Raw genomic sequence first — 253 nt, forward strand, 5'->3', positions numbered from 1 at the left:
TATGCGACAGCCCGATTGATCCTGTCAGGCCCAGTTCGGTTTTCATCCGGCGCACGAGACCGGCCAGCATCACGGCGGGCGGCACGCCATGCAAACGCTGGGTTCCGGTGAGATCAAGAAAGGCTTCGTCCAGCGACAGCGGCTCAACCGAGGGGGTAAGTTCCTCCATCATCTTGCGGATCGCACGCGAGGTTTCGGCGTAAACCTCCATCCGGGCTTTTAGAACTACCGCATCGGGGCAAAGCTTCAGCGC

1 protein-coding gene is annotated in these 253 nt (G+C 60.5%); it reads right to left on the reverse strand.

Annotated elements, in window-relative coordinates:
- Positions 1-253: Y-family DNA polymerase (locus NXS07_RS21385; RefSeq protein WP_498063308.1), on the reverse strand; the 253-nt coding region annotated here is incomplete at both ends.

Source organism: Xenorhabdus bovienii (genome assembly GCF_024721015.1).
GTDB lineage: Bacteria > Pseudomonadota > Gammaproteobacteria > Enterobacterales > Enterobacteriaceae > Xenorhabdus > Xenorhabdus bovienii.